Genomic DNA, 26,457 nt, shown 5'->3' with positions numbered 1-26,457 from the left:
CTGACGGTACTTGCTGCCAGGGTCGAAGTCATCCCGGAAACCCGGGCAGACCCGAAGGGAGATCCGTGACACGAATGCCGGGCACGGTTTCGCCGCCGCGCGGCCGCTGGGCGGGTCCGCCGCCGGAACAGGCGGGGTTCGGCGGCCGGTTCACTGCCGCGACCTCGATCGGCTCCGTGCTCAACCCGGTCAACTCGTCGATCATCGCGATCGCGCTGGTTTCCATCGGCCAGGCGTTCGGGGTCGGAGCCGACGCCACCACGTGGCTGGTTTCCGCGCTGTACGTGGCGACCGCGGTGGGCCAGCCGACCGCGGGACGGCTCGCCGACCTGTTCGGACCGCGCCGGGTCTACCTGATCGGCTCGGCGCTGGTCGGACTCGGCGGACTGCTCGGGTTCCTCGCGCCGACGCTGTCCCTGCTGGTGGTTGCGCGGGTGATCATCGGGATCGGCACCTCAGCCGCGTATCCGGCGGCGATGGCCATGGTGCGGCGGCAATCCGAGCGGCTGCGCACTCCGGCCCCGGGCGGAGTGCTGAGCGCGCTGGCGATCGCAGGCTGGACCAGCATGGCGGTCGGTCCGCCACTGGGCGGTCTGCTGATCGCGATCGGCGGCTGGCGGGCCACCTTCGTCGTCAACCTTCCCCTGGCGGCGATCAGCGTGCTGTGCGCTCTGCGCTGGCTGCCCGCCGACGAACCGAACGAGCGCGGCACTTCGCGGCTGCGCAGTTTCGACCCGGCCGGAATGGCGCTGTTCGCGGTCGTGCTGATCGGCCTGCTGGTATTCCTGATGGACCTGAGCGCGCCTCGCTGGTGGCTGCTCGGCGGCGCCGCGGTGCTGCTTGGCGTGCTGGTCTGGTGGGAACTGCGGAATCCCACGCCGTTCCTCGACGTGCGGATGCTGGCCACGAACCGGGCGTTGACCACGACTTATCTGCGGTACGCGGTGACCATGCTGGTGACGTACTGCTTCCTCTACGGCTGGACGATGTGGCTGGAGCAGAGCGCGCACTTCTCGAGCTCCACGACCGGTCTGCTGATGGTGCCGTGCTTCGTCGTGGCCGCCGCCGGTTCGGCGCTGATCGCCCGGTGCGGGGCGTGGGGCCCGCTGCTGGCAGGCACGATCGCGCTGACCGCGGCCAGCGCGTGCCTGTTGCTGCTGCACGCGGATTCGCCGCTGTGGCTGCTGATCGTGACGAGCCTCGTGTTCGGGCTGCAGAACGGGCTCAACGCGGTGAGCAACCAGGCCGCGATGTACCGGCAGGCACCGGCTTCGCACACCGGCTCGGCCGCCGGGCTGCTGCGCACGTTCTCCTACCTCGGGGCGATCGCGTCGGCCAGCCTGATCAGCCTGACCTTCGGCGAACAGGCCACCGATGCCGGGCTGCACGAACTGGCGTTGATCCTCACCTTCGGCTCCGCGGCGACCATCCTGACCGTGGTGTTCGACCGGGAACTGCGGAAACCCGCGCCGGACAAGACTTCCTGACCTTTTCAGCAGTACGACAACAAGGAGAAGAGAACCCGTGGCCATCACCACGCTGGACCGCACCACCGCACTGATCGTGATCGACCTCCAGAAAGGCATCGTGGCACTGCCCACCGTCCACCCGGCCGCGGACATCGTCGAGCGCAGCAACCAGCTGCTCGCCGCCTTCCACCGGCACGACCTGCCGGTGGTGCTGGTCAACGTCGACGGCGGCGCTCCTGGCCGCACCGACGCTCCCGCCGGCGGCGGCGAGTTGCCTGCCGACTTCGCCGAGTTCGTGCCCGAACTGGACCGGCAGCCCGGCGACCACGTCGTGACGAAGCCGAACTGGGGCGCGTTCTACGGGACGTCGCTCGACCTTCGGCTGCGCCGGCTCGGCGTCACCCAGGTCGTGCTGGCCGGCATCGCCACCAGTATCGGCGTCGAGTCCACCGCCCGCGCGGCGCACGAACGCGGCTATCACGTCACGCTCGCGGTGGACGCGATGACCGACCTGAACGCCGAAACGCACCGGAACAGCATCGAGCGGATCTTCCCGATGCTCGGTGAGAGCGGTACCGCACAGGAGATCATCGATCACCTGAAGAACTCTCACTGATATCGGGCGCGCGGCCGTTGACCGGGTCTTCTTCCCCCCAGGGATGACCCGGCCAACGGCCTTTTTCGCGGACTCGACGCGCTATTTACGGAACAATAAATAACATTTCCTCCGATTACGCTCGCGGCCGTCGGAAGCTGTTGTCCGGCTCCGCTGCGCTTGCTAAGGTCGCAACCGGATTCCCGCGGGGACAAGGAGACCGGTCCGATGAGCCTTGCCAATGTACTGTCCCTGCGTGCGCGTCCGGCGGACCGGATAGAGAATTACGGCACCGGATCCGAGCACGTGCTCGAAATGTGGCACGGCGGCGAACAGATCGCCGTAGTGGTGCACGGAGGGTTTTGGGCCGCGGAATACGACCGGTCGCATATCCGTCCGTTCTGCGCGGCGCTCGCGGATCAGGGCTACACGACGGTCGCGGTCGAATACCACCGCGTCGGGCAGCACGCGGGCGGCTGGCCGGGCACGTTCACCGATGTCGCGGCTGCGGTCGATGCGCTTCCGCGGCTCGTCGGGGCACGACGCGAGACAACGGTGCTGGTCGGGCATTCCGCGGGCGGGCATCTCGCGCTCTGGACGGCTTTACGGGACCGGTTGCCCGACGGCGGGCCGGGCGCGCCGGGGAACCGGACGGAAGTCAACGGAGTGGTGTCCCTGGCGGGCGTCTGCGATCTGGTCGACGGTCACCGGCGCAACCTCGACGACGGCGCGGTGCACCGCCTCCTCGGCGGTCCGCCGGACGGTCTTTCCGCCCGCTACCGCCTGGCCGATCCGATCCGGCTCGTGCCGTCGGCCGCGCGGTGCGTCCTGGTCCACGGCGACCAGGACGACCGGGTGCCGGTGAGCCAGAGCGTCCGGTTCCACGCCGCCGCACTGGCCCAAGGCGGCGACGCACGGCTGACGATCCTTCCGGGCACCGGGCATTTCGAGTTGATCGACCCGACCTCGGCGGCCTTCGACGCGGTGCTCGACGCGGTCCGCACCGCCTTCTCCGCGCCCGGCTATCTCGCCCCGACCGGCTCGGAATCGGCGAAGTAAGGCCCGAAAACCCGCTCTATCACCGGAACCGGGCGCAAGGCGTACAGCATCAACGCGTAGCAACTCCCCCGCAGCAACAACGACGGCGCCAGCACACCCGCACCGACCGCGAGCGTCGCAAGCGGCTTGTTGTGGACGACATCGAGCAACACCAGCGGCGCCACGCCCAGCAGCATCGTTTCCAGAATCACCCGGACCGCGAACAATCCGTAGAGGGGCAGGAATATCCGGCGTTCCCGCATCGAAGCGACCACCGAGCTCCGCTCCCGCACGGAAACCGGGAGCGGGGCGGCGACGATCGCGGCCGAGACCGCGGCATAGGCGGCCGGGAAGGCCAGCACGGCGACGGCCAGCAACGGAATCGTCAGGTCCGCCCCGGCAGTGCGCCACACCAGCAGGGCGGGTAGGTACCCGAGCAAGCCGGCCAGTGCGCACAGGACGTAAAGCGCGAGTTCCGCACCGAAAAGCCAGCAGACGGAGCCCACGCGGATCGACCGCAGCGTGGCGAACAACGTCGTGCGCCGGTCCCGGAAAACCAGCATCAACTGCTGCGAAGCGGCCGCGCTGACCAAGATCTTGCCCGCAAACCCGCCCGCGGCCACCGCCAGGAACGCGGGCGACCGGATCAGGGACCATGCTTCCGCGGGAGCGTCGTCGAAGAGCCAGCCGCGGCGGAAGACGTCGGTGGCGATGCCTTGATCCGGGACCAGCAGAGAAAAAGCCAGCACGACCACCGCGACGGCGAGAACGCTCGGGTTGCGCAGGAGGAGCGCGAACGGGCGTACGACGGCCTGCCTCGCGAAGTCCCGGAGCACGGCGTCAGCCGGCGGAAAGGGTGTAGAGGTCGCGCAGGGTCCAGCCGCACAGGGCGGTCAGCACGAGCAGCGCACCTCCGAGAACCAGGGGCAGCAGGCCGGTCACGCCGTCCACCACAGTGGACCACAGCACCACACCGCCGCCGACCGCCAGCGCCGCGGCCACCATGCCGATCCCCCACCACAGCCGCCCTGGCTCGGGCGCCACCACGTCCTCCGGGTCGAGGCCCGCGACGACGGTGCACACTTGCACCGAGCCCAGCACCAGCGCCAGCCACCACCCGACCAGCAGCGTGATGCGCAGGCCCGGCGAAAGCGAGGCGGACAGGTTCGCGGCGACGTACACCGCGCCGCCGATGACGACCGGCACCGCGAGCCGGCGCAGGGCTTGCGCGACCAGGCGGAGCATCGCCCGCACGGAAAGCCGCGGCAACGGGACGACCAGCACCAGGCCCGCCAGCACGAGCACATCGCTGATGTTCGCCGCCCACGAATGCACCACGTTCTCCGGCAGCAGCGAGTCTTCGACGGCGACGTGCCCGAGCAGCCAACCGCTCAGCCCGGCCGCGAAAACCAGTGCGGAAGCCCGGCTGCGCCGCTGCGCGGCCGAATCGGCAGGCCACACCACCGGATGCACCCACATGTCCAGAGCGCCGACGACCAGGTTCGGCAGCCGCCGCCAGCCGGCGGCGCGGGCCTCGTCTTCCAGCCCCGCGCCCCAGCGGCTGCGCAGCGACGCCGGATAAAGCCGGACCAGCCGCGCCGCCCAGCTCATGCCGGGTTCACCCCCAGCCGCCGCAGGCCGGCGTCGGCGACCCGGGCCATCGCCCGCAGTTCGCGTTCGAGGACCTCCCGCCCGCGGTCGGTCAGCTGCACCGGGCGTTGCCTTCCCTGCTCCTCCAGCGATTCGACCAGCCCCTTCGCCTCCAGCCGGGCCAATGCGCCGTAAAGGCTGCCCGCGCCGAGACGTTCGCCGGTCAGCTGCTCGATCGCGCTGTTGATGGCGTAACCGTGCAACTGGCCGTCGGCCAGTGCACACAGCACCAGGGTTTGCGCGTCGTTGGCTTGCATCCGTTCTCCCTTGCTCGCCTCTCAGCATACTAGTACGCGCCGCGTCGTACGCGCCGTGTACTATCCGGGTCATGGTGGAAAACGACACACCAGTGGTCCTGGACAACGTCTCCAAGAGGTTCGGATCCACTGCCGCGGTGCAATCGGTGTCCTGGGCGCCGCTGCGCGGCCAGGTCACCGCGTTGGTCGGGCTCAACGGAGCCGGCAAGTCCACGCTCATGCGCATCGTCACCGGGCTCATCCGGCCGACCGAGGGCACCGTGACGGTGCGGCCGTCCCGCGACGGCGGCCGCGCGCTCTCGGCGATGATCGAAGCCCCCGCGTTGTTCAACGGGCTGACCGTCCGGCGCAACCTGGAGATGCACCGGATACTGACCGGAGCGGACGCTGCCGAGGTGGCCCGCGCGGTGGAGCTCGCGCAGATCGGCGACGTGCTCAAGCGTCGCGCCGGCACGCTCTCGCAGGGTTACCGGCAGCGGGTCGCGATGGCGCAGTCGCTGCTGGGATCGCCGGATCTGCTCCTGCTGGACGAGCCGACGAACGCCCTCGACCCGGAAGCCATCGTGCAGCTGCGCGCGATGATCCGGACGGTCGCCGACGAGGGCACCGCGGTGGTGGTTTCCAGCCACCAGCTGCGCGAACTCGAAGGCACCGCGGATGCGCTGGCCCTGCTGCACGGCGGGCGGATCCTCTACGACGGCCCGTTCGATTCGTTCGTCGGCCCGCCGACGCTGCGGGTGCGGGTCGCCGGCTCCGACGGCGCGGACACCGCGCGGCTGACCGCTCTGCTGCGGGAGAAACACATCGACGCCGCGCAGACCGACGACGGCATCCGGGCGGTCGCCGACGGCGCGGCCGACTCCATCGCCCAGCAGATCTTCAGCACCGCGGTCAAAGCCGACATCGAACTGATCGAACTGACCCACCTCGCACCGACCCTCGAAGAAGCCTTCCACATCGCGATCGCCGGAGCCCGCTCATGACCACCTACCGCGCCGAACTCCTGCGCGCGCGCAGCCGCACCACCCTGGTGTTCTTGCTGCTGTGCATCGTTTTCACGCTGTTTTCGATGAGCAATGCCGGCCCGCAGGGCCATCCGCCGCTGTGGGGTTTCCGCGAGGTGGCGATCCTGACCGCGACGCTGCTGATGGGCCGCGGCGCGGTCGTGGCCGCCAACGACTTCTCTACCGGCACGATCCGGCCGTGGCTGATCTCGCGGCCGTCCAGGCTCTCGGTGTTCGCCGGCAAGCTCGCCGCCTCGGTGACTGTGGCACTCGGCGCCGCGGTGCTGATCGGCCTGGTTTCGTACGCGGCCAGCGGGCTTTTCGGCGAAGCCGCGACCGCGCGGGACATGGCCGTGGCGACCGGGCAGTTCGCGCTCGCCTGCGTGGCGCTCACCATTTTCGGGCACGCCGTCGGCGTGCTGACCCGGTCGGTGCCCGCGGCGCTGGCCATCACCATCGCCTGGGTGCTTCCCGCGGAGAAGGTGCTTCAGGGCCGGTCGGAGACACTGGACCAGTGGCTGCCGGGAAACCTGCTGCAGGACTTCACTCTCGGCGTGATCGGCTACCACACCGGCCCGGCCGCCGCGGTCCTGCACGCGACCGTGCCGTTCATCCTGCTGGACGTCGTGGCGCTGGTCCTGTTCGCCCGACGCGACATCAACAGCTGACGAGGTGTTCGCCGTGACGACAGACGCACTGGAAATCCCGGCCGGGCACCCGGCCCGCCGTCCCGCCGCGTGGGCGCTGTGGTGCAGCGTCCTCACCGGGGTCGTGTTCACCGCTTGGGCGTACGCGACCACCCAGTTCCCCAGCATCAGCGCCAGCACGCCGTGGCAGGACGACCCGTACCACGGGATGATCTCGTTCACCGAGTTCCTGGTGCCCGCGATGACCGCGCTGCTCGTCGTGCGAGCCTCGCTGTGGCGGCGCGGGCAGCCGCAGCCGGTGTTCCGGATCAACCAGCTCGCGCGCGGCTGCCTGGTCAGCTCGGCACTGGTCGCGCTGACCGTCCTGACCGACGTCGTCGCGACCGTGCTGGCGGCCGACCGCGACCGGTGGGATGAGAAAACGCCGGGGCTCATCGCGAGCCTGGTCCCGCTGGCACTGCTGGCCGCGGCGTCGTTCGCGCTGCACCGGACGGCGCTGCGGCAGTTGCCGCAGACCGAATCCGGCCGTCCCGACGGCGACTGGCTCGACGACCTGGCCGAACTGGTCCACCGCATCGCCCGCGTGCGTATCGACCGGCCGCTCGGATTCGTGCGCGACCACATCGTCGCGTCCGCGGTGCTGCTCAGCGCACTCGCCGGCATCGGGGTCGCCTCGATGCAGGCGCTCGGCGAGGGCGGCGAAACCCCACTGCTGTACGGCATGAGCGTGCTCGTCGCGTTCGGCGGATTCCTCGCGTTCTGCCTGATTTCGAACGCCGTCTTGCACATCGCGGTGCCCCGGGGCGCGGAATCGGCCCGCCCCGGCCGCATCCGGCGGGCCGCCCGCGTCGCGGTGATCGCGGGCGCGCTGACGCTTCCGGCCGCGGCGGTGCTGCGCGACCGGATATGGCAGTTGCTTGGCCACCGAGCGCAAGTCGATTCTGTCGGAACATACGCGAGCATCACGCTGATCACCGCACTGCTGATCGGTCTGCTGGCGTTCGCCGCGGCGGCCGGCATGCCCCGCGGAGGCCGTCGACGGGCCGCCTCACTCCGCACCTGATTCATCCGCCGCGCGGGCGGTCCGGGGCTCCCCTGCCCGGGCCGCCCGCGTCCGAATTTTCCGTACTGCCGGGACGTAACGCAGCCTCTCCGGCAACCAGGGCGCACAGGTGCGGACACCGGCCGCGAACCGCTCGAACCGGCGCTGGTCCGCGGGTGTCCAGCGCAACTTCAGCACATCACGCACTTCGGGTGGCAACGTGCCGGCGGTGACGAAACCGGCGGCACGGCCGAGAATCCGGCCGGGCCGCCGCCACAGCGCGGGCGGCACAGCCGGTGGCGGCGGCGGATCGCGCAAGTCGGACAGCACAGCCAGCGCCGCGGCCGAGCGTTCGAGGCACCCGCTGATCATGGTCGCGAAATATTCGCGGAACTCGTTCAGCGTGGGCGGCATCTCGCGGCCGGGAACGCCCAGTACATGTCCTAATTGGACGGAATCGGCGTACAGCCGTTCTTGTTGCCGCACCGACAGCTCCGGCCCGAACAGCGCGCACGAGGTCAGGTACCGCTCTGCCAGCGTCGCGTTAACCCAGGCGTAGGCCGCGCCGTTCAGCGCGTGGTAGCGGCGGCCGTGCTCGTCCACGCCATGGAAGGGCTTGTGCAGCTCGCGCAGCCGGCGCGCCTCGGCGAAGGCCAGCTCGCCGCCGTAGATGTAGCGCAGCATCGAATCCGACGTGCGGCTCGCCCGGCCCCACTGGTCGGTGCGGAACGCCGAATGCGCGCTCACCGCCGCCCCGACCACCGGATGCATCACCTGCAGCAGCAGAGTGGAGGGAATGACGAGGAACGCGCGCAGCTCCCCCGCGACGTCCCACATCACGCTTCCCGCGCCGAGCGGTTCGGGATTTGCCATCGCCCGCCAGCATACGCCGAGTTCGTCTCCGGCGCGGCCGGCGAGCGCAATAATCGTAATTCGCCGCAATCGGAAAACTGTCCCGCGAGCCATTTTTCCGTAGTACGATGACCGGCATAATGCGCACGGCGTGAATGCCCGCGCCGCCGCGCTTCCGCCGAATCCCCGATATCCGGCTGCGCACCGGTGAAAGGCGAGCACATGGGAACGTCCACGGCAACCCGGCCAGCAGGCCCGCCGGATGCGGTCAAGCTGCTGCCCGTCATCGAGCCGGAGCGGCTGCGCGCGGACTTGGCCGCGGTGGAGAAGCACTTCCTCATCCATGCCAACCCGGCCGCCGCGGACGCGGAGCCGGCGGAGGGCGAGCAGACCGGCTGGGATGTCCTGGTGCTGCGCTGCCCTGGCGGCGACCTGGAGAAAATCGGCCGCAACGCGGGCGGACTGGAGGACTTCGCCGACACCTCCTACCTGGAACTGACCCCGTACGTGCGGGAAATCCTCGACAGCATGGACGTGCCGATCCGCGGCGTGCGGTTCAGTTCGCTGGCGGCAGGCGCGGAAGTGCAAGAACACACTGACAGCCCGTACGGCCTGCCGGTCGGATGGGTGCGACTGCACATTCCGGTGGAAACCAGCGACGACGCGGTGCTGACGATCAACGGCGCTGACCAGCGGTGGAAGCCGAGCGAATTCTGGTACGCGAATTTCGGGCTTCCGCATTCGCTCTACAATCGCGGTTCCGCGGCGCGTGTCCACCTGATCATCGACTGTTATGTCGCGCCCGGGCTTTTCGACCTCTTCCCGCCGGACGTACGCGCGCAGATCGCCGAGGACGAGGTGCTGTTCTTCCGGGAGGAACGCGCGCTGCCGGGTCAGCTGCGCAGCGTGCACGGAACGATCCGGATGCCGGCGGCTTTCCTGAAACCGCATCCGGAACTGCCCACCGCGGAAGAATGGGATTCCGGCGAGGACGCCGAAGCAGAACTGCGAGTACAGGACGACCGGCTCGTCCTGCGGCTGGGCGAGCACGAGACCGCGCTCGCCCACATCGGGGACCGCGAGTTCCGCCCGCTGTGCTGGACGCACGAACAGAGCATGGTGCTGGACCCGGCCGGCCCAGCGCCGCGGATCGTGTTCCGCTACCGGCGCGGCAACCAGGTGATCGAGGCGGTCCGGGAGCAGCCCGCGCTGGCGAGCTGAACCGGCGAAACCGCACGTGCGCCGCACCGGTGGGTGCGGCGCACTTTTCGCGGCTCCTGCTCCGGCATGAGATCCGCGAAATGCTCTGGCAGGACTGGGAAACCGGCAAGGTCCCTCGCGGGAACCGTGTTGCCGCAAGGGACCTTGCCGGATCACTGCGCACCGAGACGGGATGCGGAGCCGCGCAGGGCGGGGCGGCGAACGGTTCCGCTCCGGCCCCTGCGGCGCCGTTCGGCAGCTCCGCTCAGTACTGGCCGAGCGACCCGCGCACCCGTGCCCTGCGGATGCCCACCTCGAACACCAGCACGCCGAGCCCGAGGTAGATCCCGGTGTTCAGGAGCAGCCCGGGCAGCCCGCCGTCGGACCACATCGCGGCCAGCGACCGGCCCTGCAGCACCGATTCGCGGAGCATGGTGACCCCTTGCGTGCTGGGCAGGCTGTTGGCGATCGTGGTGAGCCAGCGCGGGAACTCGTCCACCGGCAGCAGCGTGCCGTTGGTGAAGATGATCATGTTGATCATCAGGTTCGCGAGCGCCCCGACGTGCTTGAAGACCAGCATCGCACCGCCGATCATCAGGCCGAAGCCGAACAGGCCGGTCAAGGTCAGGGCGAGCATCAGCAAGCCGCCGCCGGACACCGGGACGGACACGCCGAAACTCGCGAGCAGCACCAGGTCGAGCACGGCGACCAGTCCGGTGGTGGTGACCAGCGCCGCGACCGCCCTGCCGACCAGCAGCAGTTCGGGCTGGCTCACCGACATGCACATCTGTTCCAGCGTGCCGGTCTGCGCCTCGCTGACCAGATCGATGCCCACCCAGCTGACCATGTTGACGGCGTAGAACCACACCACGTAGCCCAGCAGTGCCGAGGTGAGCTGCCCGGGGTCCATGGAACCGTGGCCGAGGAAGAACACCAGGAAAAGGAAGATCGCAGTGAGCGTGACGAGTTGCATCACCATGTTGAACTTGTAGTACCAGTTGACGCGCAGGCCTTTGCGCGCCTCGGCCAGCACCACGTGCACCGCCGCGCTCATCGTCGCAGCTCCTGCTCGTCCTGGACCACTCGCAAGAAGACTTCCTCCAGTGTCGGCTCGAGGCGATTGATCCCGAGCACGGTCAGCGACCGGCTGCGCGCGTGCGCCAGGAGTTCGTGTAGTTCCTCCTGGTCGTTGATCTCGCCGGAGAGGGTGATCTCGCCGTCCCGCGCGGTGACCTCCAGGTCCCGCCAGGCCGGTTCGCGGGCGTCGAGATGCCCGCCCAGCCGGATTTCGTAGCTGTCCTTGCCGAACAGCGCCAGCAGTTCCTTCACCGGCTTGTCGATCAGCATCCGGCCCTGGTGGATCACCGCCACCCGGTCGCACAGGTCCTGGACGACCTCCAGCTGGTGCGAGGTGAGCAGCACGGTGCGGCCCTCCTCGCGGGCCAGCCGGTCCACCCAGAGCCGCACGGTGCGCGAGGCCTGCGCGTCCAGTCCGAGCGTCGGCTCGTCGAGCAGGATCACCGGCGGGTCGCCGATCAGCGCGCAGGCGATCGCCACTTTTTGCTGCATGCCGCGGGAAAACCGGGTGACCGGCTCGTGCCTGCGCTCCCACAGCTCCAGGTCGCGCAGCAGCTGCTCGGCTCGCTCCCGCCAGGCGGTGCCCCGGGAACCCTTGAGCCGGGCGAAGTACCGAAGGTTCTCCCATGCCGAGAGCTGCCAGTAGATGTTGCGGGTGCCTTCCAGCACCGCACCGATCTGCGCCATCGCGCGCCGCCGCGAGCGGCGCACGTCGCAGCCGTTGACGCGCAATTCGCCCGAGGTGGGGGTGACCAGTCCGCAGATCATCTTGATGGTGGTCGTCTTGCCCGCCCCGTTCACGCCGAGCAGGCCGAGCACCTGGCCGTGCTCGATGGCCAGGTGCAGACCGTCGACCACCCGGCGCGTTCCCGATCCGGCGCGGTAGACCTTGGTCAGCCCGGTCACCTCGACGGCCTTGCCGCTCTCGGAAGTCATGTCCGCATCGCCTGTCCGTTCTCGCTGGGGGGCCGTCCGCCGGCCGGCGGAGTGCGCAGGTGCTCGGCCAGTGCCGCGACGTGCGGCGGGTCGAGCATGGTCAGATGGCTGCCCGGCACCAGCCGGACCTCGAGGCCGCCGCGGGCCAGCTCGCCCCAGCCCCACGCCGGATCGCTGTCCGGCGGTTCGTCCGGGTCGGCGCAGCGCAGCAGCAACGCCGCTCCGGCGTGGGGTCGCGGACGGTAGGCCAGCGCAGCTCGCGTGTGCGCGCGGGCGATGTCCACGTACTGGCGCATCGTGCGCAGGTCCATGTGCTCGGCCAGCAAACCCGCTTCGTCGGCCAGCGCGACCACGTGCGGCAGCCGTTCGTCCTCGGGCAGCGCGCGCAACCGCGCTTCGGTCACTGGCAGGTGTTCGGCGAACTCGCTTGCGAGGAATCGCACGTCGTCCATCGCCTCGAATTCGGCGAGCGACGGGAAGTCCGGCCCGAGGTCGGGACTGCTGTCGAGCAGAACCAGACGTGCCACCTCGTGCCCGGCCGCGCGCAATTGCCGGGCCATCTCGTACGCGATCAGGCCGCCGAGCGAGTATCCGCACAGGTGATACGCGCCCTCCGGCTGCACCTTCCGGATGTCCGCCACATACGCGGCAGCCATCTCCTCGATCGATTCGTGCGGTGCGCGCGCCAGTTCGAGGGAGTGCGCTTGCACGCCGTAGACCGGGCCTTCCCCGGGCAGTACGCGGGCCAGCGAGGTGAAGCAGAAGACGGTGCCGTTCTTCGGGTGCATGCAGAACAGCGGTGGCTCGGCGGTTCCGGCGCGCAACGTGATAATCGAGCGCGGCCAGCCCTCGCGCGGCTGCTCCAGTGCCTCGGCGAGTTCCGCGGGCGTCGGGTTGCCGTACAGGTCGGCCAGCGACACTGCGCGGCCGAGAATCCGGCGCAACTCCCCCACCAGCCGCAGCGCGACCATGGAATGCCCGCCCGCGTCGAAGAAGTTGTCGTGCGCGCCGATGCGCGGGACTCCCAGCACGTCCTGCCAGACCGCGGCGATCACTGCCTGCACAGGGGTTTGCGGCGGGACGTACTCCGCCGCGAGCGTCGGACCGACCGGCGCGGGCAGCGCGTCCCGGTCGATTTTTCCGTTGCGAGTCAACGGAAGTTCGCCCAGGGTCAGCACTGCCGAGGGGACCAGGTAGTCCGGCAGCGCCGAGCGGCAGTGCGCGCCCAAGTCGCCCGCATCGCTGTCGCCCACGACGTACGCGACGAGGCGCCAGCCTGCCCCTTCGTCCCGGTGCGCGACGACGATCGCCTCCCGGACCGAGGGGTGCGCGCGCAGCACCGCTTCGATTTCGCCGACCTCGACCCGGAAGCCGCGGATCTTGACCTGGTCGTCCGTCCGGCCGACGAAGTCCAGCACGCCGCCTGCGGTCCAACGCACCAGGTCGCCGGTCCGGTACATGCGAGAGCCCGGTTCGCCGAACGGGTCCGGCAGGAACCGGTCGGCGGTCATGCCGGACTGGCCGAGGTAGCCGCGGGCCACCCCCGCGCCGGCGACGAACAATTCGCCGACCGAGCCGGGCGGCGCCAGGCGCAGCCGCGCGTCGAGAACTCGCACGGCCATGCCGTCCAGCGGACGGCCGATCGGGACCGGCGACGGCACGGTCTCGCTGTCGGTCATCCGGAACCGAGTGGCGAAGGTCGTGGTTTCGGTCGGCCCGTAGACGTCCGTCACCGCGAGGCCGGGGCATGCGGCCAGCACGCGGCGCACGGCGTCGGCGGGCACCGCGTCGCCGCCGGTCCACAGTTCGCGAAGACCGGCCAGCGCGGACGGTGCGGCGTCGGCAAGCACGCGGAACAGCCCGGAGGTCAGGAAAGCCGCGGTCATCTGGTGCTCGGCGACGAGTTCGCCCAGGTCGTCGATGGTGAGGTCGCCGGCCGGTGCGACGACTACTTCGCCGCCGGACAGCAGCGGCGCCCAGACCTCGTAGGTGACCGCGTCGAATGCGTGCGGCGAGTGGAAAAGGACCCGCCGATGGCCATCGGCCCAGGACGAGTCGGCGGCCAGAGCCACGACGTCCGCGTGCGTGACGGCGACGCCCTTCGGCGCGCCCGTGGAACCGGACGTGTGCATCACATAGGCGAGGCCGGCCGGGTGCACCGGAAGATCCGGTGCGGCCACGGGGAAATCGGTCCGCTCCGCTGCCGTGTCGACCACGCGCACCGCGGCGGATCCGGCGACGTTCCGGGCCGCCGAGGCCCGGTCGGTGAGGACGGCTTTCACCGCACAGCGCCGGACCATCGCGGCCAGCCGGTCGTCGGGACTGCGGGCGTCCAGCGGAACGTACGCGCCGCCGGCCTTGAGCACCGCCAGCGTCGAAACGATCAGCTCCACTCCGCGTTGCTGGAGCAGGGCGACCCGGTCTTCGGGGCCGACCCCGGCCGCCCGCAGCCAGTGCGCCAGGCGGTTCGCCCGTTCGTCCAGCTCCCGGTAGGTGACCGTTCCGCCCCGGTGCCGCAGGGCGGGCGCGTCCGGGGTGCGGGCCGCTTGGCCGGCGAACAGCTCGTGCACGCACTGGCCGGCAGGCGGCCTGCCCGGCGTCCGGCCCCACTGTTCCAGGAGGATCCGGCGCTGGTCGGCCGGGAGCGCCATCAGGTTCTCCACCGGCGCATCGGGCGCCTCGGCCATGCCGTCGAGAATCCGGACAAGCCGGTCCAGCAGCGTTCGTGCCGCGTCGCCGTCGAAGCGCCCTCGCTCGTGCCACAGCTGCAGTCGCAGTTCCTCGCCCGGTGCTGCGGCGAGAGTCAGCGGATAGTTGGTCTGCGCGTCGGTCCGCACGTCACGGACGCGCAGACCGGTCTCGTCATCGCTGCCGGTGCGAGACGCGGGATAGTTCTCGAACACGACCGCGCTGTCGAACAACGCACGGTCCCGCGGCGCCTCGCTGAGAGCGTGGATGCGGGCCAGCGGCGTGTGCTCGTGCTGGCGCGATTCGGTGAGCTGCCGCTGGACCTCGGAAAGCCACTCGCCGACCGGCTGCCCGCTCCGGAGGACCGCCCGGACCGGCACGGTGTTGATCAGCAGGCCCACGATGTCGTCCGCGCCGGGCAATTCCGGCGGACGCCCGGAGACCGTCATGCCGAACACCACGTCGTCGGAGCCGAGCCGAAGCGCGGTGAGCACTGCCCACGCCGCTTGCACCACGGTGTTGAGCGTGACGTGGCAACGCTTCGCGAGTTCGGCGAGCTTGCTGGTCGAACTCGCCGGGAGCTCGGCTTCCTGGCAACCCGGTTCCCCGCCGTTCTCGCGGCCGGTCTCGACCGGCGGCCGGTAGCCGGCCATCAGCTCGCGCCAGTACGACTCCGCTCGCGCCGGATCCTGCTCGCCGAGCCAGCTCAGATAATCGCGGAACGGCCGCGCGGGCGCGAGTTCCGCCGGCACGCCGCGGACCGCGGCCTCGTACCTCTGGAATGCCTCGCCGGTGACTCTCGGGAAGGACCAGCCGTCCAGCAACAGGTGATGATGGCTGAAGACGAACCGGTGGTCGTCGGCAGCGAGACGGATCAGCACGAAGCGCAACAACGGCGGGCGGTCCAGCGCGAACCCGCGTGCGCGGTCGTCCGCCAGGAACTGGTCGAGCCGGCGTTGGTGCTCGGAGGAGAGCGTGTCGCGCCAGTCCAGCTCCGTCCATTCCGGACAGACCGAGTCGTGCACCACTTGCACCGGAGCGGGCAGACCCGGCCAGTGCACGGAAGTGCGCAGCACCGGGTGCCGCTGCACGACCGCTTCCCACGCCGCACGCAGCGCTGCCGGGTCCAACGGGCCTTCGAGGCGGCAGGTGAACTGTTCGACGTAAAGCCCGCCGCCCTGTTCGCTGTGGAAGACCATGCCTTCCTGCATCGGGGTCAGCGGGTAGACGTCCGCGACGCCGTCCATGCCGGCCAGCACCCGGTCGAGTGCTTCCTGGTCCAAAGCGGACAGCGGGAAATCGGACGGCGTCCAGCCGCCGGTCCCCGGCGCACAGCAGTGTGCGACGAGGGCGCGCAGGCGGTCGGCGAAGGAGGCGGCGAGCGCTTCGATCGTTTCCGGGCGGTGCACGGTGGTGCTGTAGCCCCAGGCGACTTCGAGCTGTCCGCCGCTGACCGCGGCCGTGACGTCGAGCAGGTTCTCCCTCGGCTCGTTCGGGTCGTGCATCCGCCCGGCCGGTTCCGGCGCGGGCTCCCACCATGAGCCGGGCTGGAAGGAGCTGTCGAACTGGCCCAGGTAGTTGAACGCGACCTGCGGGCGGTGCGCGGCGCGGAGCTCCGGCGCGCCGCCGAGGTAGCGCAGCAGCCCGTAGCCGATGCCGCCGCGCGGCACCGCGCGCTGCGCTTCTTTGACCCGCTTCAGGAGCGCGCCCGGATCGTCGTCCGAACCCAGCTCGAGCAGCACCGGGTGGAAGCTGGTGAACCAGCCCACCGTGCGCGACAGGTCGAGGTCGTCGGGCGCGGCGTCGCGGCCGTGGCTTTCCAGCTCGACGAGCACCCGCGACGAGTCGAGCCACTCGCCGAGCGCCTGTCCCAGCGCGGCGAGCAGGACGTCATTGACCCGGGTCCGATACGCCTGCGGCACCTCGCGCAGCAGGGCGGCCGTCTCGTCGGCGCCGAACCTCGTGCGCACAACGTCCACTGTGGACACAGTGGGCGGTTCGGCGGACGGCAGGTCGAGCGGAATCGCCGCGGTGCCGGCGAGTCCGGCCCAGTAGTCCGCTTCCCCGCGTATCTCCGAGCTCCGCGCGCGGCGGCGCAGGTGGTGTGCCCACTCGCGGAACGAGGTCGTTTTCGGCGGCAGCGCGGACGCACCCCGCGCCATCACCGCTTCGAGGTCTTCGAGCAGGATGCGCCAGGACACACCGTCCACCGCGACGTGGTGCACCACCACCAGCAGGCGGCAGTCGTCCGGTCCGAGGTCGAAATAGACCGCGGCGACCAGCCGGCCGGCCGCGAGGTCGAGGCTGGTTTGCGCGCGTTCCGCCGATGCCGCGATCCGGGCAGGCCGGTCGGCTTCCGGAACCGCGCGAAGGTCCTCCACAGTCAGAATCCGCTCCGGGATCCCGGAGAGCCCGGCCTGTTCCTGCCGCCAGCCCGAGCCGGCCCGCTCGACGCGCAGCCGCAGGGCGTCGTGGTGCCGCAACAGTTCGCGCAGCGCCGCTTCCACGGCCGACGGCGGCGCCGGGCGGCGCGCCCGCAGCAGAACGGCCTGGTTGTAGTGGTCCGGCACCGGCGGGCGCTGCTCGGTCAGCATGGCGAGCTGGATCGGCGTCAGCGGCACCGGGCCGGTCACCACACCCTGTTCTGCCTGCTGGACATCGGTCTCCGCGATCTCCCGTGCGGCGGAGGCGAGCGCCCGCACCGTCTGATGTTCGAACACCTGCTTCGGTGTCACGGCCCAGCCCGCGGCGCGGATCCGGGCGACCACCTGCAGGCTCACGATCGAGTCGCCGCCGAGGGAGAAGAAGTTGTCCTCCGCGCCGACCGTGTCGAGGCCGAGCACCTCGGCCCACGCCTGCGCGACCGCCTGCTCGGCAGGCGTCGCCGGAGCGGTGCGCACCGGGGCGGACTCGGGAGCGGGCGGTGCGGGCAACGCCTGGCGATCCACCTTTCCGTTGGCGCTCAACGGCATCCGGTCCAGCAGCACAATTGCCGAAGGCACGAGATAGGGCGGCAGGCTCTGCGCCGCGTGTGCCCTCAGTGTCTCCGCGAGACCGCCGCGTTCGGCACCGGGTGCGGCCACGACGTAGCCGACCAGCCGGGCGTCGGCCCCTGACTCGGCGCGCGCGACGACGACGGAGCCGGAAACCGCTGGGTGGGCATCGAGCACCGCCTCGACCTCGCCGGGTTCGACCCGGTGCCCGCGGATCTTGACCTGATGGTCGGCCCGGCCGAGGAATTCGAGGTCGCCGCGGGCGTTCCGGCGCACGAGATCGCCAGTGCGGTAGAACCGGGTGCCGGGCTCGCCGAACGGGTCCGGGACGAACCGGGCGGCGGTGAGGCCTGGCCGGCCGAGGTAGCCGCGAGCCACTGCGTCGCCGCCGAGGAACAGTTCCCCCGGCACCCCCGGCGGAACCGGGTTGCCGTGGCGGTCCAGCACGTGCGTCCGGCTGTGCCCGAGCGGACCGCCGATCGGGGTGAGCGCGCCTTCCGGCCCGGAGTCCGACTCGAACCAGGTGTTGTCGATGGTCGCTTCGGTGACCCCGTAGGAATTCACCACCCGGCCGCCCGGTCCGACGATCTCCCGCGCACGCGCGTACTCCTGCGCAGGCCACGCGTCCGCGCCGGAGATCAGCAACCGCAGGGCGCCGAGCCGTCGGCCGCGCAGGGCGGCGGCGACGTGCCGGAGCACGACGGGGACGAATTCCGCGCAGGTGATGCCGTGCGCGTCCGTCGACTCGGCGAGCGAAGCCGGCTCCAGCAGCAGATCCCGCGGGCAGAGCACGAGGGTCGCACCCGAGCCGAGCGCGCGGGCCACATCGCCGGTGAAGACGTCGAAGGCGGCGCTGGCCATTTGCAGGTGACGGTCGTCCGGGACGAGGTCATAGGCAGCGTGCCAAGCCTCGATGGCGGAAGCGAGATTTCGATGGGTCACCTGCACGCCCTTCGGGCGCCCGGTCGAGCCGGAGGTATAAACCACGTACGCAAGATTGCCCGGCTTCGCGCGGCCCGGCAGGTTACCGGCGGAGTGCTCGGGTGCTCGCGGCCGGACCAGCGGGAAGTCACTCAGCGCTTCCTCGGCGATCAGCAAGTCCGCGCCCGCGTCGGAGAGCAGCATCGCCTGCCGTTCCCGCGGGTGGTCCGGATCCACCGGGACGTACGCGGCGCCGGCCTTGAGCACGGCGAGCACCGCGACGATCAGGTCCGGGGACCGGCGCAGCAGCACGCCGACCCGGGTTTCCGGCCCGGCCCCACGCTCGCGCAACGCACGCGCCAGCCGGTTCGCCGCGGCGTTGAGCGCGGCGTAGGTCAGAGTCCGGCCGTCGCCGGTCACCGCGACGGCGTCCGGGCGAAGTGCGGCGTGCTGCTCGACGAGTTCGTGCAGCGACCGTCCAGGTCGGACGGGCCGGTCCGGACGCGCCGCGGCGAGGGCGCGCGTCCGCTCGCCCGGGGCCAGCATCGACAGGCTCCGCATCGGCTCCGCGGGGCGGGCGACTGCCTCGGACAGCAAGTTCCGGCAATGCTCGGCCATCCGCTGCACGGTGCCGGCGGCGAACAGATCGGTGTTGTACTCCAGCGTGCCTTCGAGGCCGTCCGGCGTCTCGCGCAACGACATGCTGAGGTCGAATTTCGCGGTGGTGCCGAGCAACGCCTCCCCGCCGGCGAAGGGACGAAGCCGCAGCCCCGGCCACTCGACCTCTCCTCCGGGCGTGTTCTGCACGTCGAAGAACACCTGCACCAGCGGGCTGTAGCTGAGCGAACGGTCCGGACGCAACGCCTCGACCAGGCGTTCAAAAGGCAGGTCCTGGTGGGAAAACGCGTCGAGGCACGTACGCCGCACCCGAGCGAGCAGCGATCGGAAATCCGCGGAGTCGTCGCACCGGGTGCGCAGTGCGAGCGTGTTGACGAACAATCCGATCAACCCGGCCAGTTCGGACCGCGTGCGGCCTGCCACCGGGGTGCCGACCACCACGTCGTCTTGCCGCGTGTAGCGCGCCAGCGCCGCCGAGAAACCGGCCAGCAGCACCATGAAGAGCGTCGCGTCCTGGCTGCGGGCAAGTGCGTGCAGCCGCTCGACCAGCTCGCCGGGCCAGGTGAACGCGACTGTCGCGCCGCGGAAGCTCTGCACCGGGGGCCGAGGGAAGTCCGCGGGCAGATCGGCGAGATCCGGCGCGCCGGCGAGTTCTTCGCGCCACCAGGCGACCTCGCCTTCGATCCAGTCGCCTGCCAGCCGGTCCCGTTGCCAGGCCGCGTAATCCTGGTATTGCACCGGCAGCGCCGCGAGCGCGGGCGGACGGCCCTCGGCGCGCGCCAGGTACACCTCGCCCAGTTCGCGCACCAGCACGCCGAGAGACCAGCCGTCGCTGACGATGTGGTGGGTCGCCAGCACCATCACATGGTCGCGGGCGGAGACCCGGAAAAGGGTCAGCCGCAGCAGCGGCGGACGGGTCAGGTCGAACGGCGCCTGCGCGGCCCGGGCAGCCAGGCCGGGCAGCACCCGCTCGGCCTCCGCCGAAGGCAGCCCGGAGAGGTCCACCGCCGACATCGGTGTCGGCACGGCAGGCCGGACCGACTGGCGCACCAGGCCTTCTCTGCTGTGGAACGCCGACCGCAGGGCGTCGTGCCGGGCGAGGACGGACTCCAGGCCCGCTCGCAGCGAGCCGGCCCGCAGCGGTCCGTCGATCCGGGCGCTCATCGCGATGTGGTAAGTGGACTGTCCGGGCTCGACCTGGTCCAGGAACCACATCCGCTGCTGCGCGAACGAGAGCGGCAGATCGTCGGTGCGGCCGGCCGGGACGATCCGGTCCGGGTCGGGCAGCGCGATGCCCCGCTCGCGCAGCAGCCGCGCCAGCAGCCGCTGCTTGGCCTCCGCGGCCCGGGCGTCGGGAACGTGCTGGTCGGTCATCGGCTACTCGCCGTCTTCCAGCTGCGCGAGGATCTCCTCGAGCGACAGCGCGTCGATCTGGCCGCGGAGTTCGGCGACCGCGGCGACGTGTCCCGCCGCGGGCTCGGCCGCTGCGAGAGCGCGCGCCAGACGGGCAGGAGTCGGCGCGTCGAACAGAGCACGCAACGGCAGGTCCACCGCGAAGTCCGCGCGCAGCCGGGCCGCGACCTGCGTCGCGAGCAGCGAATGGCCGCCGAGCGCGAAGAAGTTGTCCTGCGCCCCGATCGGCGCGACGCCGAGCACGTCCTCCCACACCCGGACAACCGCCGCCTCGACGGCGTCGGCGGGCGGCTGCGCTTCGGCTGCCGCTTCGTCCCGCCCCGCCGGAGCCGGCAGGGCACCGCGATCGAGTTTCCCGTTGGGGTTCAAGGGAAACCGGTCGAGCAGCTGGACCGCGGCAGGCACCATGAAGGCGGGCAGCCGGTCGGCGCAGTGCGCCCGCAGCTCGGTTTCGGCCACCGGGCCGCCGGGCACCGCATACGCGACCAGCCGGCGGTCGCCGGGAGCGTCCTCGCGGACCAGCACGGCAGCTTCGGCCACCGCGGGATGGGCGCGCAGCACCGCCTCGACCTCGCCGGGCTCGATCCGAAACCCGCGCAGCTTGACCTGGTGGTCGCGCCGGCCGAGGAAGGAAAGCTCGCCGTCGCCGCGCCACCGGGCGAGATCGCCGGTCCGGTACAGCCGATCCCCTGGCTCGGCGGAGAAGGGATCGGGCACGAACCGGTCCGCGGTCAGCCCGGGCCGGCGGAAGTAGCCGCGGGCTACCCCGGCACCGCCGAGGTACAGCTCCCCGGCGACGCCCCGCGGCACCGGCCGCAACCACTGGTCCAGCACATACGCGCGGGTTCCGGCGATCGGTGTCCCGACCGGCGGCGGCAGTTCGGCATCGGCCGGCACGAGCGCCGCGGTCGAGTACGTGGTGGCCTCGCTGGGCCCGTAGAGGTTGTGCACCGCTGCGACGGCCGCCTGCTGGTGCGCGGCGTCGACGAGCGACCCCGGCAGCGGTTCTCCGGCAAGGCAGACCGTGCGCGCGCCGCGCGGCAGTCCCCCGTCCCGCAACACTTCCGCGAGCACAGACGGCACGGTGTTCACCAGCGTGATGTCCGGCAGCGGCGTGTCCAGCATGGCCAGCGCACTGTCGACGAGCACGACGCGCGCGCCGAGGGTCAGCGGCAAGAAGATCTCGAACACCGACAGGTCGAAACACACCGACGTGGCGGCCAGCATTCCGTCCGATCCGTCGAGCGGGAACGCGGAACTCGCCCAGTCCACCAGCGCCGCTACGTTGGCATGGCTGATCTGCACGCCCTTCGGCTTGCCGGTCGATCCGGACGTATAGAGGACGTATGCGGTTTGCGCGCCCGAGACCGCGTCGTCCGGACGGTCCGCCGGCTGTGCCGCGATAGCCGTCGCGTCGCCGTCGACTGAGACCGTGCGCATTCCGTTGCCGGTCCACCGACCCGCCAGCGCATCACGGGTCACGACGATCTCGGCGCCGCTGTCGGAGAGCATCGCGTTCAGCCGCTCCGCCGGATACGCCGGATCCAGCGGCAGGTAGCCGCCGCCTGCTTTGAGCACCGCCAGCAGCGCGATCACCAGCTCCGGCGTGCGGTCGAGACAGACCGCCACCGGGGTTTCGGCTCGCACGCCCAGGCCGCGCAAATGCCCGGCCAGCTGGTTGGCGCGCTCGTCCAATTCCCGGTAGGTCACGGCGGTTTCCCCGCACCGCACGGCGATCGCGTCCGGAGTGCGGGCCGCCTGGGCGCGGAACCGCTCGGGTACGGGCGTCCGGCTGCCCGCCGGGCCGCCGTCGGCCAACCGCGCCGCTTCGTCCAACTCGGCCGCGCTCAGCATCGGAAGCGTGCTCACCGGCGCGACGGGATCCGCGACGGCCGCCTCCAGCAGCGTGCGGAGATGTCCGGTGAGGCGTTCGACCGTCGCGTGCTCGAACAACATTCCGTCGTATTCGATCACGACGTCGAGGCCGTCCGCACCGATCTCGGTGACGAACAGGCTGAGGTCGAACTTCGACGTGCCTCCGCGGTGCTCCCGCCGGAACAGCACCGACCGCAGCCCGGGCCAGTCCCGGTCCGCCGCCGGAGTGTTCTGCAGCGCGAAAAGCACCTGTACCACCGGGTTGTGCCGAGAGTCCCGCTCCGGCCGCAACGCCTCGACCAGTCGCTCGAACGGCAGGTCCTGGTGGCTGTAGGCGTCGAGGCAGCTCTCCCGCACCTGATCGAGCAGGCTGGCGAAACCCGGGTCGCCGGAGACGTCCGTGCGCAGCGCCAGAGTGTTGACCAGCAGGCCGATCATGCCGTCGAGCTCCGGACGGCCGCGACCGGCGACCGGGGTGCCGACGACCACGTCCGGCGAACCAGTGTGCCGGGCCAGCACCGCGCTGAAACCGGCCAGCAGCACCATGAACAGCGTGGCCCCGCGCTCGTGGCCGAGCGCTGCGAGGCCGTCGCGCAGATCGGCCGGCCAGCGCACGGCGACCTGCGCGGACCGCGACGCAGGCACCGGCGGGCGCGGGCGGTCCAGCGGGAGGTCGAGGAGCGCGGGAGCGCCGGCCAGCCGGTCGCGCCAGTAGTCCAGTTCGCGTTCCAGCGCGGCGCCGGAGAGCTGTTCCCGTTGCCACACCGCGTAATCCGCGTACTGGATGGGCAGCTCGGGCAGCTCCGGCTCGCTGCCCGCCACGGCGGCCTGGTAGCAGATGCCGAGCTCCCGGGCGAAGTTTCCGAGCGACCATCCGTCGGTGATGACGTGGTGCATGGTGGTGAGCAGCACGTGGTCGGCACGGCCGAGACGGAGCAGGCGGACCCGCAGCAGCGGTCCGGTCGCCAGGTCGAACGGTGCGGTGGCTTCCGCTGCGGCCAGCCGCGCCGCGACCTCGGCGCGGTCCGCCTCGGGCAGGCCGGACAGGTCGATCGCCGGCAGCGCGACGTCGGCGGCCGGGGCCACGAGCTGGCTCGGCACGCCGGACTGGTCGATGTCGGCCAGCGTCGTCCGCAGCGTTTCGTGCCGGCCGGCCACGGTGCGCAGCGCTTGGCGCAGTGCCGGGGCGTCGAGCTCGCCGGCCAGCCGCACGGCCATCGGGACGGTGTAGGCGGGGCTGCCCGGTTCGAGCTGGTCGAGGAACCACAGCCGCTGCTGCGCGTAAGACGAGGGCAGGACGAAGACGTCCTGCTCCACGCCCGGATCGATGCCGGTCACCAGCCGACCTCCGGGCAGAAGCCCGCGACGGACTGCCCGGCGCCTGCCGCGCGCACCCTCTCGGCGAGCCAGGAGCCGACCGCGAGGTCCAGCACGCCCAGCCCGAATGGCGAGAACACCGCGGCCCGCTCCGGATCGCGGGAGACCGTGCCGTTCAGCACGTCGGCGAGGGTTCCTGCGACGAAATCGCGGTGCCCGACCCGCTGCTGCGCCAGGTGCAGCGAAGTGCGCTCGCGCATCACGTGGTCGATGTCGTCGGTGAAATTCTGCACGCCCAGCACCAGGTCTTCGCTCAGATCGCGCAACGACAGGTGCAACACCGTCGGCCGGTGCGCGAGCAGCTCCGGATCGTGCAGGTGCGGGCTGCCCGCGACGGTGGCGAGCACCACGAGATCGCAGTCTTCGAAGGCTCCGGACACCTTGTCCGCGACGACGACGTCGGAGCCGGGCAGCCGCTCCGCGAACCGGTGCGCGGCCGCCGGGTCGGTGTCGAACAACCGGTAGCCGCCGACGTCCCAGGACAGATCGGCGACGAACCGGCGCACGTGGTCGGCGATCAGGCCGGTGCCGACGAATCCGATCCGGCGGGCGGTCCGCCCGCCGGTCAGCGCCTCGGCCGCGAGCACGGCCGATCCGGCCGTGCGGGTCGCCGAGATCAGCGAGGATTCCATGCAGGCGTAGGCGAATCCGGTCGCCGGGTCGTTGAGCAGCAGCACCGCCGACGCGCGCGGCAGGCCGTGGTTCTTGTTGCCGGGGACGCTGGCGATCCACTTGATCCCCGCGACGTCGAACTCCCCGCCGAGATATCCGGGCAGCGCGATGATCCGGTCGGACGCGCGCCCCGGGAACCGCAGGAAACTGCTGTGCGGCAGCGACGAGTCCCCCGCGGCGTGGACGAGGTAGGCACGGCGGACCACGTCGGCGCACTGCGGGCGCGCGGCGTCGAGGTGCTCGCGCGCGTCGCTTCCGGTGATGACGGTGAATTCGGGCGGCGCCAGCTCGGGCATGGGAATCCCTTTCAGATGCTCAGCACCGGCTCGGGCAGGCGCTCGGCGAGCCAGCCAGGCCGGTAGACGGTGTCCGCGTACGCGGTGCCCCGGTCCGCGCACAACATGGCGACCACCGGGGCCGGACCGCGATACCCGGCGAAGTACCGTTCGATCGCGGCGTAGACGCTGCCGGTGGACCCGCCCGCGTAGATGCCGTGTTCGCGCACCAGGGCGTGGCAGGCGGCGACGGTTTCGGTCTCCGGGACGAGCACCACGTCGTCGATCTCGGCCCGGTCCACCATCGGCGGCCGGATCGCCGAGCCGAGCCCCGGGATGTGCCGGGCGCGCGGCGGACTGCCGAAGATCGCCGATCCCTCGGCGTCCACCGCGATCACCTTCGCCCGCGACCGCAGTCGTTTGACGCAGCGGGCGACGCCTGCGATCGTCGCGCCGGTGCCGACCCCGACGAACACGTAGTCGATCCGCTCCAGCGCCGCGCACAGCTCGGCTCCGGTCATCAGCTCGTGCGCGTCCGCGGCGTCGGCGTTCTCGTACTGGTTGGGCCAGTACCCGTCCGGCAAGCCCGCCCTCAGCCGGCGCACCGCGGCCAGCCGGCTGAGCAGGAATCCGCCGCTTTCATCCCGTTCGGTCACCTTCTCCACCCGCTCGCACGCCGCGCGCAGGAACCGTTCGGTGGACTGGTTGGTGTTCGGGTCGATCACCGGCACGAAGGACAGGCCGGCCGCTCGGCAGAACGACGCCAGCGAGATCGCGAAGTTCCCGGACGAGGACTCCACCACCACGCTGGCCGACGTCAGCTCGCCCCGTTCGGCCGCGCGGCGCAGGATCAGGTACGCCGAGCGGTCCTTCACGCTGCCGGTCGGGTTCTGGAATTCGAGCTTCGCGTACAACCGCAGCCGCTCGTGCGAGAGCCGCGCCACCGGAGTGCGCGCGAAGCCGGCGCCGATCCCCTCCAGCCGCGCGAGCAGCGCGTGGTCGGTCACGCGTCCGCGCCGGTCGTCGCCAGCAGCCGGCCGGTCCCGCTCAGTGTGGCCAGGTCGATGTCCGCGACGCAGCGCACCGGTTCGTCGTTGAGCACCAAGCTGCCCTCCAAGTGCACGGCGCCGGTGCCCTGCGCGAAGTCCGCGCCGTCGAGCGCGCAGCGTTCGCGGTCGAGCCGGACGCCGAGGTCGGTGCCGCCGGAGGTCCCGGTGAACTTCACGAACACGAAGCCCAGCTCGTCGACCCGGCGGTGCAGTTCGGCCAGCGTCGCCACCGGCCCGCCGACGGCCACCGGGTGCGTGCCCTCCGAAAGGCGCTGCACCAGTTCATCCATTGCGCTGTCCTCCTTGGTTTTCCGAATCAGCCGCGGCCGCGAGGTCGGCGGGCACCGCGAAACCCAGCTCGGCGGTGCAGAATTCGTGCCATCCGGGGGCGTCGCCGCCGAACAGCAGCGGTTCGCCGGTCACCGGATCGGCGCGCACCGCGTAGTCGTCGCCGAGATAGCCGAGGTCGTCGTCCCCGAGATCGGCCTGCGCCGGCGCGGCCGCCGCGGCCCAGCCGGGGAACCGGCGGAAGTCGGCCAGCGCAAAGGCTTTGCAGTACCCGGGCAGTGCGGCCGCGCTCACTGTGCCGCGGCCTCGGCGGCCATCTGCTTGCGCAGGCTCAACGGCCGCATGTCGGTCCACACCTCGTCCACGTGGGCCAAGCATTCCTTCTTGGTGCCCGAGGTGCCCTCGTCGCGCCAGCCGGCCGGGATCTCCCGGTCCGCGGGCCAGATCGAGTACTGCTCCTCGTGGTTGACCACCACGTGGTAAATGGTGGTCTCGTCGTCGTCCTCGAACACAGTTCCTCC

The 26,457-nt window shown here is 71.1% G+C and carries 20 protein-coding genes; 7 read left to right on the top strand and 13 right to left on the bottom strand.

From position 1 onward, the window contains the following. Positions 1–74: 74 nt before the first annotated feature. The 3 genes from EIZ44_RS09175 to EIZ44_RS09165 all read left to right on the top strand — a co-directional run bounded on the left by EIZ44_RS09175 (position 75) and on the right by EIZ44_RS09165 (position 3,123). Positions 75–1,487, top strand: a complete 1,413-nt coding sequence (locus EIZ44_RS09175; RefSeq protein ID WP_037806231.1) for an MFS transporter — start codon at positions 75–77, stop codon at positions 1,485–1,487. A gap of 37 nt (positions 1,488–1,524) precedes the next feature. Beyond that, entirely contained in the window at positions 1,525–2,085 is a 561-nt protein-coding gene (locus tag EIZ44_RS09170) for an isochorismatase family protein (protein WP_037806232.1), read from the top strand. A gap of 207 nt (positions 2,086–2,292) precedes the next feature. Then, positions 2,293–3,123 (top strand): alpha/beta hydrolase family protein, encoded by an 831-nt coding sequence (locus EIZ44_RS09165; protein WP_051728529.1) that lies wholly within the window; start codon positions 2,293–2,295, stop codon positions 3,121–3,123. On the opposite strand, the gene EIZ44_RS09160 is transcribed toward EIZ44_RS09165, so the two are convergent. From EIZ44_RS09160 to EIZ44_RS09150, 3 genes are read right to left on the bottom strand one after another with little or no spacing between them, the layout of a single operon-like run. Next, positions 3,087–3,938, bottom strand: a complete 852-nt coding sequence (locus EIZ44_RS09160; protein WP_134728269.1) for a hypothetical protein — start codon at positions 3,936–3,938, stop codon at positions 3,087–3,089. The genes EIZ44_RS09165 and EIZ44_RS09160 overlap by 37 nt on opposite strands. A gap of 4 nt (positions 3,939–3,942) precedes the next feature. Continuing rightward, positions 3,943–4,713 (bottom strand): hypothetical protein, encoded by a 771-nt coding sequence (locus EIZ44_RS09155; RefSeq protein WP_134728268.1) that lies wholly within the window; start codon positions 4,711–4,713, stop codon positions 3,943–3,945. Beyond that, positions 4,710–5,009 (bottom strand): PadR family transcriptional regulator, encoded by a 300-nt coding sequence (locus tag EIZ44_RS09150; RefSeq protein WP_037806238.1) that lies wholly within the window; start codon positions 5,007–5,009, stop codon positions 4,710–4,712. Before EIZ44_RS09150 ends, EIZ44_RS09155 begins: the two co-directional genes overlap by 4 nt. A gap of 71 nt (positions 5,010–5,080) precedes the next feature. Between EIZ44_RS09150 and EIZ44_RS09145 the strand changes: the two genes are divergently transcribed. Genes EIZ44_RS09145 through EIZ44_RS09135 form a run of 3 tightly spaced genes read left to right on the top strand, consistent with a single transcriptional unit; the run spans position 5,081 to position 7,723 of the window. Further along, positions 5,081–5,992, top strand: coding sequence for an ABC transporter ATP-binding protein (locus tag EIZ44_RS09145; RefSeq protein WP_134728267.1), 912 nt, complete (start codon positions 5,081–5,083; stop codon positions 5,990–5,992). Continuing rightward, positions 5,989–6,681: an ABC transporter permease gene (locus EIZ44_RS09140; protein WP_134662786.1), complete on the top strand. Its 693-nt coding sequence runs from the start codon at positions 5,989–5,991 to the stop codon at positions 6,679–6,681. The genes EIZ44_RS09145 and EIZ44_RS09140 overlap by 4 nt, the downstream gene beginning before the upstream one ends. A 13-nt stretch (positions 6,682–6,694) precedes the next feature. Further along, positions 6,695–7,723, top strand: coding sequence for a hypothetical protein (locus tag EIZ44_RS09135; protein ID WP_134728266.1), 1,029 nt, complete (start codon positions 6,695–6,697; stop codon positions 7,721–7,723). Here the strand turns inward: EIZ44_RS09135 and EIZ44_RS09130 are convergent. Beyond that, positions 7,709–8,575 (bottom strand): oxygenase MpaB family protein, encoded by an 867-nt coding sequence (locus EIZ44_RS09130; RefSeq protein ID WP_167754059.1) that lies wholly within the window; start codon positions 8,573–8,575, stop codon positions 7,709–7,711. The two genes, EIZ44_RS09135 and EIZ44_RS09130, sit on opposite strands and share 15 nt — an antisense overlap. A 201-nt stretch (positions 8,576–8,776) precedes the next feature. Here EIZ44_RS09130 and EIZ44_RS09125 point away from each other — a divergent pair, with 201 nt between their 5' ends. Then, a complete protein-coding gene (locus EIZ44_RS09125) occupies positions 8,777–9,775 on the top strand; it encodes an aspartyl/asparaginyl beta-hydroxylase domain-containing protein (RefSeq protein WP_051728532.1) in 999 nt (332 codons plus the stop codon). Positions 9,776–10,019: 244 nt separating this feature from the next. Here the strand turns inward: EIZ44_RS09125 and EIZ44_RS09120 are convergent, their stop codons facing one another. Genes EIZ44_RS09120 through EIZ44_RS09080 form a run of 9 tightly spaced genes read right to left on the bottom strand, consistent with a single transcriptional unit; the run spans position 10,020 to position 26,448 of the window. Then, positions 10,020–10,808, bottom strand: coding sequence for an ABC transporter permease (locus EIZ44_RS09120; protein ID WP_051728533.1), 789 nt, complete (start codon positions 10,806–10,808; stop codon positions 10,020–10,022). Beyond that, positions 10,805–11,767, bottom strand: coding sequence for an ABC transporter ATP-binding protein (locus EIZ44_RS09115; protein ID WP_134728264.1), 963 nt, complete (start codon positions 11,765–11,767; stop codon positions 10,805–10,807). The genes EIZ44_RS09120 and EIZ44_RS09115 overlap by 4 nt, the downstream gene beginning before the upstream one ends. Further along, positions 11,764–20,361, bottom strand: a complete 8,598-nt coding sequence (locus EIZ44_RS09110) for a non-ribosomal peptide synthetase (protein ID WP_134728263.1) — start codon at positions 20,359–20,361, stop codon at positions 11,764–11,766. Before EIZ44_RS09110 ends, EIZ44_RS09115 begins: the two co-directional genes overlap by 4 nt. Before the next feature lie 3 nt (positions 20,362–20,364). After that, complete coding sequence (locus EIZ44_RS09105; protein WP_134728262.1) at positions 20,365–23,613, bottom strand: non-ribosomal peptide synthetase; 3,249 nt, start codon at positions 23,611–23,613, stop codon at positions 20,365–20,367. Further along, a complete protein-coding gene (gene sbnB / locus EIZ44_RS09100) occupies positions 23,610–24,620 on the bottom strand; it encodes a 2,3-diaminopropionate biosynthesis protein SbnB (RefSeq protein WP_134728261.1) in 1,011 nt (336 codons plus the stop codon). The genes EIZ44_RS09105 and sbnB overlap by 4 nt, the downstream gene beginning before the upstream one ends. Positions 24,621–24,631: 11 nt before the next feature. Then, entirely contained in the window at positions 24,632–25,606 is a 975-nt protein-coding gene (gene sbnA / locus EIZ44_RS09095; protein ID WP_205673085.1) for a 2,3-diaminopropionate biosynthesis protein SbnA, read from the bottom strand. After that, a complete protein-coding gene (locus EIZ44_RS09090) occupies positions 25,603–25,938 on the bottom strand; it encodes a hypothetical protein (protein WP_037806247.1) in 336 nt (111 codons plus the stop codon). The genes sbnA and EIZ44_RS09090 overlap by 4 nt, the downstream gene beginning before the upstream one ends. Next, a complete protein-coding gene (locus EIZ44_RS09085) occupies positions 25,931–26,230 on the bottom strand; it encodes a hypothetical protein (protein ID WP_134728260.1) in 300 nt (99 codons plus the stop codon). The genes EIZ44_RS09090 and EIZ44_RS09085 overlap by 8 nt, the downstream gene beginning before the upstream one ends. Next, the gene (locus tag EIZ44_RS09080; protein ID WP_037806251.1) at positions 26,227–26,448 is read right to left on the bottom strand and encodes an MbtH family protein; all 222 of its coding nucleotides are present in this window, start codon (positions 26,446–26,448) and stop codon (positions 26,227–26,229) included. Before EIZ44_RS09080 ends, EIZ44_RS09085 begins: the two co-directional genes overlap by 4 nt. Between the last annotated feature and the right edge of the window lie 9 nt (positions 26,449–26,457).

Source organism: Amycolatopsis nivea (genome assembly GCF_004522235.1).
Classification (GTDB): domain Bacteria; phylum Actinomycetota; class Actinomycetes; order Mycobacteriales; family Pseudonocardiaceae; genus Amycolatopsis; species Amycolatopsis nivea.
This window is presented reverse-complemented; position numbering and strand designations above follow the sequence as displayed.

Bases quoted from the DNA above. Each gene is read 5' to 3' on its own strand.
- EIZ44_RS09175 (WP_037806231.1), top strand. From the start codon at position 75: ATGCCGGGCACGGTTTCGCCGCCGCGCGGCCGCTGGGCGGGTCCGCCG.
- EIZ44_RS09165 (WP_051728529.1), top strand. From the start codon at position 2,293: ATGAGCCTTGCCAATGTACTGTCCCTGCGTGCGCGTCCGGCGGACCGG.
- EIZ44_RS09155 (WP_134728268.1), bottom strand. From the start codon at position 4,713: ATGAGCTGGGCGGCGCGGCTGGTCCGGCTTTATCCGGCGTCGCTGCGC.
- EIZ44_RS09150 (WP_037806238.1), bottom strand. From the start codon at position 5,009: ATGCAAGCCAACGACGCGCAAACCCTGGTGCTGTGTGCACTGGCCGAC.
- EIZ44_RS09145 (WP_134728267.1), top strand. From the start codon at position 5,081: ATGGTGGAAAACGACACACCAGTGGTCCTGGACAACGTCTCCAAGAGG.
- EIZ44_RS09140 (WP_134662786.1), top strand. From the start codon at position 5,989: ATGACCACCTACCGCGCCGAACTCCTGCGCGCGCGCAGCCGCACCACC.
- EIZ44_RS09130 (WP_167754059.1), bottom strand. From the start codon at position 8,575: ATGGCAAATCCCGAACCGCTCGGCGCGGGAAGCGTGATGTGGGACGTC.
- EIZ44_RS09125 (WP_051728532.1), top strand. From the start codon at position 8,777: ATGGGAACGTCCACGGCAACCCGGCCAGCAGGCCCGCCGGATGCGGTC.
- EIZ44_RS09120 (WP_051728533.1), bottom strand. From the start codon at position 10,808: ATGAGCGCGGCGGTGCACGTGGTGCTGGCCGAGGCGCGCAAAGGCCTG.
- EIZ44_RS09115 (WP_134728264.1), bottom strand. From the start codon at position 11,767: ATGACTTCCGAGAGCGGCAAGGCCGTCGAGGTGACCGGGCTGACCAAG.
- EIZ44_RS09110 (WP_134728263.1), bottom strand. From the start codon at position 20,361: ATGACCGACCAGCACGTTCCCGACGCCCGGGCCGCGGAGGCCAAGCAG.
- sbnB (WP_134728261.1), bottom strand. From the start codon at position 24,620: ATGCCCGAGCTGGCGCCGCCCGAATTCACCGTCATCACCGGAAGCGAC.
- EIZ44_RS09090 (WP_037806247.1), bottom strand. From the start codon at position 25,938: ATGGATGAACTGGTGCAGCGCCTTTCGGAGGGCACGCACCCGGTGGCC.